The sequence below is a fragment of the Cupriavidus sp. IDO genome, from assembly GCF_000812465.1.
Lineage (GTDB): Bacteria > Pseudomonadota > Gammaproteobacteria > Burkholderiales > Burkholderiaceae > Cupriavidus.
The window spans coordinates 22,342-28,341 of the sequence record NZ_JWMA01000017.1 but is presented as its reverse complement, the minus strand read 5'-3'; the positions used below and the strand labels follow the sequence as shown (position 1 = coordinate 28,341).

6 protein-coding genes are annotated in these 6,000 nt (G+C 65.7%); all 6 read right to left on the bottom strand.

Going from position 1 to position 6,000, the window contains the following annotated elements:
- Nucleotides 1-299: 299 nt before the first annotated feature.
- Nucleotides 300-1,718 (bottom strand): DUF1254 domain-containing protein, encoded by a 1,419-nt coding sequence (locus RM96_RS06125; protein WP_039008829.1) that lies wholly within the window; start codon nt 1,716-1,718, stop codon nt 300-302.
- Nucleotides 1,719-2,066: 348 nt separating this feature from the next.
- Nucleotides 2,067-2,846, bottom strand: a complete 780-nt coding sequence (gene pcaD / locus RM96_RS06120; RefSeq protein WP_039008827.1) for a 3-oxoadipate enol-lactonase — start codon at nt 2,844-2,846, stop codon at nt 2,067-2,069.
- A gap of 46 nt (nt 2,847-2,892) precedes the next feature.
- A complete protein-coding gene (gene catC, locus RM96_RS06115) occupies nt 2,893-3,177 on the bottom strand; it encodes a muconolactone Delta-isomerase (protein WP_039008825.1) in 285 nt (94 codons plus the stop codon).
- Nucleotides 3,178-3,231: 54 nt separating this feature from the next.
- The gene (locus tag RM96_RS06110; RefSeq protein WP_039008823.1) at nt 3,232-4,287 is read right to left on the bottom strand and encodes a cyclase family protein; all 1,056 of its coding nucleotides are present in this window, start codon (nt 4,285-4,287) and stop codon (nt 3,232-3,234) included.
- Between the two features lie 17 nt (nt 4,288-4,304).
- On the bottom strand, nt 4,305-4,601 hold the full coding sequence (locus tag RM96_RS06105; RefSeq protein ID WP_039008821.1) for a YciI family protein: 297 nt from the start codon (nt 4,599-4,601) through the stop codon (nt 4,305-4,307).
- 18 nt (nt 4,602-4,619) lie between these two features.
- Nucleotides 4,620-5,960, bottom strand: a complete 1,341-nt coding sequence (locus RM96_RS06100) for a short-chain fatty acid transporter (RefSeq protein ID WP_039008819.1) — start codon at nt 5,958-5,960, stop codon at nt 4,620-4,622.
- Between the last annotated feature and the right edge of the window lie 40 nt (nt 5,961-6,000).

Below are 6,000 nucleotides of genomic sequence, written 5' to 3'. Positions count from 1 at the left end.
TGCAACCAGTCCTGCTCAAGCCAGCATGTTCGTCTTACCTTGCAAACCGGGGCGCGTTCATATAAGTAGGTCGCCCCTTCAGGGGCGAAACCTGAGGCTGTCGACCCTCGACAGCGGCCAGCCGCAGCCACTAACCTCAGGCGCACCAGCAGCAGCCCCTCCAAGACCCCAGCACCACAAATCGGTGAAGAACCATTAAAAGTCACTGGGTTCCCACCTGCGCGGGAGCGACAAGCGCTTAACTGAACGGCATTACGCCTTCGGGCGCGGTTTATTTTTGCCGGAAGCCGTTCTCCAGCTCAATCCACCTGCTGCACCGCCGGCGGCATCCAGTTGCCGTCCAGCAGCGCCTGCTCCGGCCAGTAGGCCCGCAGCATCATGTTGATTGCTTCGGGTGGCGCCGGCAGCCAGTTGGCCTGCTTGCCCGCGGCCGGGCGCTCGTGCTGGATGTAGATATCGAGCGAGCCGTCGCGGTTGTAGCGCAGGCGGTCGCGGCTGCCGATGGCATAGCGGCCGATCGGGTTGGCGGCGAAGGCCTGGCGCTCGTTATAAAGCGTCAGCGACCAGAACGCCTTCGCCGGCGGCAGCTGCCCCTTGTCGAAGTGCATCACGTAGCGGGCGCCCCCGATCAGCGGCTTGCCGTTGGCGTCGGAACGGGCCGACGCATAGATGGCATCCTGCGGCAGGTTGGCACCCAGCCCCACCCAGGCAACGGCGGCGCGCCGTCCGTAGTTGGTGCCGTAGTTGCCCAGGTCGCGGTGCATGACCCAGCCGTTGCCGGCATCGGCATTGCCCTTGCGGGCGCCTTCCACGATGGCCGCCAGCGCGGCGGAGGCGCCTTCCTGCACGGCACGCGCGGTAGACGGCTCCAGCACGGTGGTCTTGAACGGCACGCCCGGCTCCAGGCCCATGCGGCGCATCTTCTCGACCATCGCAGCGTCAGCCGCTGCGGGCGGATTGGCCGGCAACAGCGCGGCAAAGCGTGTGAAGAACGCCTGCGCATCCATCGCCGCAACCTGCTCGACCGGCGAGCTCTTCGTGTCGAGCATCGGCGAGCGCGGCGCCAGCTTCTCCGGCGCGGGCCGCGTGCCCTTCTCCCAGGCAGACAGCGGCGTCAGGCGATACTGGTCCTGGATCCGGTGTACGGCGGGATAGTCCCGCTTGCCGTTGGTCTGGGTGCGGCCGATCAGCCAGACCATATTGGTCGGCGACTTGATTTCCCTGACGCCCTTCGGCAGCGTCCCCTGCCAGTCCGGACCGGTAATCGCGAAGTTGCCCTTGAGCGTTCCCGTGGTCCGCTTGCCGGGTGATGCAAAGACATTGGTCCAGGCATCCATCAGCGGCATCAGGTAGTAGCGTCCACCGGTATCCGGCACCGACAGGATCAGCGGCTCGCGCGACAGATCCAGCCAGGCCGACGAATACAGCGTGTCGGCGTTCGGACTCACCACGTCCGTGAACGATGGGTCCGGGAAGGCGCGCTTATGGCTGAACGTATTGACGGGCGTGCGCGTGGTCATCAGCTCGCGCGTCACATCCATCAGGACCAGCGGATAGGCATAGGTGAAGACTTCGGCGGACAGCGCCTTCATGGCGCGATCGGACGGTGGCTGCTCGGCGGCGGGCTGCGTGGCGACCGGTTCCGGCGTGGACGCGCAGGCCGACAGCAAGGATGCGAGCACCACGGCGCTCGCCAGTTGACGCAAGGATGGCTTCATGACCCCGTTTCCCGTTCTTGTGCGGCCTTTCCGGGGGATTAAGACTGAATTAAGGGCATGTTGCCCCGGAGGCGCATCTATTCCGTGCGAATCATGTCCCGGGTCCGATGGACTGTCAATTCCCCTGCAGTTGGGATGGGAGGGAAAGCGCACGAAATCCGCGGCTTCCGTGGTCGGGCACGGGCCAGGATGTTGCGCGCCGGCGACCTGGCGCCCCCGCACGCCAAGACTTGATCACTTTGTCAGCAGTGCGGGCGCCGCCGGCGCAAGGTGCGTGCCTTTATCAGCCGGTTGCCGGCCGGGAGGTGGGAAACGGGCGGTATGACGGCGGGTAAAGCCTGCCGGCGTTCAGCGCGCCAGGAAATCGAGCACCACGCGGCTGAACGGCTCGACCTGCTCCAGGTTCGAGATATGCGCCGCGTCCAGCTCCACATAGTGGGCGCCGGGAATGGTCTGCGCGAGGAACACCCCGTCGCGCGGCGGCGTGGGCAGGTCGCCGCTGCCGGCAATGACCAGCGTCGGCAGATCGATCCTGTGGATCTCGCCGCGCAGGTCGGCATCGCGTACGGCCAGGCAGTTGGCGGCATAGCCGGCGGCCGGGCTGGCGCCCAGCATGGCCTTGAGCGATGCCACCAGCGCCGGCTGCTGCGCCGCGTAAGCCGGCGTGAGCCACTTGTCCACCACGGCGGCGGCGATCGACGCCACGCCGTCGCGCTCGACGGCCGCTGCGCGGTTCGTCCAGTTCTCGGGCGGGCCGATGTACGCGGCGGTATTGCACAGCACCAGCTTGTCCAGCCGCTGCGGCTGGTTCACGCCCAGCCACATGCCGGTGATGCCGCCCATCGACAGCCCGCAGAAGCTCGCCTTCCCGATGCCGAGATGATCCAGCAGGCCGATCACGTCGCCGCCAAGCTGCCCGATGGTGTACGGCCCCTGCGGCACCGACGACTGGCCGTGTCCGCGCGTGTCGTAGCGCAGCACACGGAAATGCTGCGTAAAGGCCGGCACCTGCGGATCCCACATCCCGAAGTTGGTACCGAGGGAGTTGGACAGCACGAGGACAGGCAGGTGCTCGTCGCCATCGAGCTGGTAGTGCAGGCGGACATCGGAAAGATCAGCGTAGGGCATGGTGCTTCAGCATGGATTCTGACAATGAGGTGGCGCGCGGCGCCGTTCAGTTCTGCGCGATGGCGGAGCCGTGCTGCGCCAGCGGCGTTACCTTGATCTCCATGTACGGATAGAGCGGCAGTTCGGTGAGCAGCGTGTGCAGCTCGTCGTTGCCGCTGACATCGAAGATGCTGACATTGGCATACTGGCCGGCCACGCGCCACAGGTGGCGCCACTTGCCTTCACGCTGCAGCCGTTGCGACATCGCCTTCTCGTCCTGCTTGAGCTTTTCGACGAACTGCGGGTCCAGCGAAGCGGGAATCCTGACGGTCATTTCGGCCATGAACAGCATGGTGTTGTCCTTTCGTGAATCGGTGAGTGTGTGAAGCTTGTTGTGGCAGCGCGGTCAGACGGTGGCGATGGGCGTTACCGGCGAGCCCATCGCTCCGGGCAGCCGCAGCGGTGGCGCGGTCAGGAAGAAGCCAGAGCGCGAGCGCTCACGCAACCACGCAGCCAGTTCCCTGAAGTACCAGAGCTCGCCCAGCGGCAGGCCGAGCTTGAACAGGCAGTGATGATGCAGCGGCAGCTGCGGCGCAGGGCCGCTGACCTTGCGCGCCGGATAGCGCTCCACCGCGTAGTTGTCCGCGGCGATGGCGGCAATGCCGGAATCGGTGATCCATTGCAGCAGCCGCTCGTCGCGGCCATCCAGGGCGCTGCAGCTGGTGTGCAGGACCTCGACGTCGGGCGCGCGCTGCATCTCCAGCAGCAGCTCCGCGAAGCCCGTGCGCAAGGCCAGGATATCGCCGGGCTGCACGTCGACCTTGTCGGCTTCCAGCACGCGCATCAGGTCGTCATAGCCGACCGTGCGGCATTCGCGCCCGAAGTGCGCCGCCAGGTCGGCCAGCACGCCACGCCCCTGGATGCCGTGGACGGCAAAGTGCTCGATGCCCAGCGCATTTGCGTGGCTGTGATCGTGGCCGCAGGGGTGGTCGGCAAACCCGTCGGCTTCGGGATAGTCCATCGGCCCGACGATATCGCTATTGGGGCGGAACCCGTTGTAGTAGACGCGCTCGGCCACGCCATCGCCATCGGCGTCGAACAGCGCGCCGACATGCGCCAGCGAGTCCCATTGCGTGGAGTATTGCAGTGACAGCAGCACCTGGTCGTCGCTGAGCACGTCGACGGCATTCGCATCGAGCTTGGCCAGCGGGAAATTGACATAGGGCGTGCCGTCGCGGAAGGTCGGGCGCAGCGCCGGCGGGTGGCGGCGCGGATTGAGGACGTTGCCGCCCGGGTAGTCGAGCGGCAGCGACAGGCAGAACGTCTTGCCGTCATGGATCTCGCGGGCCGCGGCGCGCACGCGTTCGGGCGTGATGAGATTCAGGCGACCGAGCTGGTCGTCATCACCGAAATCGCCCCAGTTGGCGCCTTCCGGCCGGTGCTTCCATCGCTTTGACTGCATGGGATCTCCAGCTAGTGTCAGAGACAACAGGTGCCGTCGAGGTAAGCCTTGCGCCAGCGCACGATCCGCACTTCGGCAAAGAGGCCGGCTTCGGCAAACGGATCGGCGGCGATGAAGCGCTGCGCTTCTTCGCGGGTGTCGACGTCGACGATATAGATGCCGCCACCGGCATCGGTGCCATCGTCGTTCAGCTTGGCCCCGCAGGCCAGCAGCAACGCCTTGCTGGCCTCGAGAAACGCGAGGTGCCGGGGCCGGCTGGCCTGGCGCACGTGCTGCTGCCCGGGCTTGTCAGTGGTCTCGATCAGGTATGGCATGACAGGGCTCCGGTCCGGTCAGGCGATCTGCGCGCCCCACAGCAGCAGCGCGGCGATATAGATCAGGCCCACCCAGAACATCATGATCACGGTGTAGCCCATTACGTCCTTCAGGCTGAGCTTCGACAACGCCAGGGCGGGCAGGATCCAGAACGGCTGCACCAGGTCATTCCAGGCGTTGCCCAGCATCACCGACATCGAAGTCTGGCTCACCGAGCTGTTGATCGCCTTGGCCGCATCGATCATGAACGGGCCCTGGATCACCCAGTGGCCGCCGCCCGACGGCGCGAAAAAGTTGATCACGAACGAGCTGACCAGCCCCCAGAACGGCAGTGTCTGCGGCGTGGCGATATCCACGAACACGCGCGAGATGGTATCCACCAGCCCCGAGCCGGCCATGATCGCCATGATGCCCGCATAGAACGGGTACTGCAGGATGATGCCCGAGATGGTCTTGATGCCCTCGTTCAGCTTGGCGACATAGTTGACCGGGGTGCCAAGCAGCAGCACGCCGGCGAACAGGATCAGGAAGTTGATCAGGTTCAGGTCCAGCGAGCCGCCCTGCGTGAAGTAGATCACCGCATAGGCCATGCCGCACAGGCCGATGGCCAGGCTGAGCAGGCGGCTGTTGTTCAGGCGCGCGGCGATGGTGTTTTCGCCGCCCATGCTGTGCGCGGAGCCCGCCGGCTCGCGGTCCCGTTCGGTCTCCTGCTTGATCTCGACCACTTCGGCCGGATTGCGCGGATGCAGCCAGGCGTTGAGCAGCGGCAGCGTGACGATCACGGCCAGGCTGGTCAGCAGCATCGGGGTGGAGAAGATGGTCTCCGACAGCGGGACCACGCCCATCAGCTTTTCCATCGGGTGCCCCGGCGTGGAGATCAGCACCGGGATGCTGGCCGACAGGCCCAGCCCATACATGGTGAAGCCGCTGTAGGCCGCCGCGATGATCAGCGGGTAATGCACGCCCCTGACCTTGAGCGCCAGTTTCTTGGCAATGATGCCGCCGATCACCAGGCCAAAGCCCCAGTTCAGGTAGCTGCCGATGCCGCCCACCAGCGTGGCGACGATCACCGCGGTGCGCGGCGTGTGCACGGCACGGACGATGCGGTCCAGCATGCGGTCGGTCAGCGGGGCCGTCGCCAGCACGTAGCCCATCGCCAGGATCACCGCCATCTGCGTGGTGAACGACAGCAGGTTCCAGAAGCCCTTGCCCCAGCTGGAAATGACGGCGGGCGCCGCCTGCCCCTGTACCACAACCGCCATGCCCATGGTCAGCAGCGTCAGGCCGATGGCGAATACAAACGGGTCCGGCAAATACCGGCGCATGAGTTCCGTAAAGAACCCGGCGATCTTGTTCATGCTCTGTTGTCTCCAGTCTCAGGCAAATTCTCCGCCCTTA

What these genes read in the sequence shown, in the direction of transcription:
- RM96_RS06125 (WP_039008829.1), bottom strand. Translation starts at nt 1,718, where the DNA reads ATGAAGCCATCCTTGCGTCAACTGGCGAGCGCCGTGGTGCTCGCATCC.
- pcaD (WP_039008827.1), bottom strand. Translation starts at nt 2,846, where the DNA reads ATGCCCTACGCTGATCTTTCCGATGTCCGCCTGCACTACCAGCTCGAT.
- catC (WP_039008825.1), bottom strand. Translation starts at nt 3,177, where the DNA reads ATGCTGTTCATGGCCGAAATGACCGTCAGGATTCCCGCTTCGCTGGAC.
- RM96_RS06110 (WP_039008823.1), bottom strand. Translation starts at nt 4,287, where the DNA reads ATGCAGTCAAAGCGATGGAAGCACCGGCCGGAAGGCGCCAACTGGGGC.
- RM96_RS06105 (WP_039008821.1), bottom strand. Translation starts at nt 4,601, where the DNA reads ATGCCATACCTGATCGAGACCACTGACAAGCCCGGGCAGCAGCACGTG.
- RM96_RS06100 (WP_039008819.1), bottom strand. Translation starts at nt 5,960, where the DNA reads ATGAACAAGATCGCCGGGTTCTTTACGGAACTCATGCGCCGGTATTTG.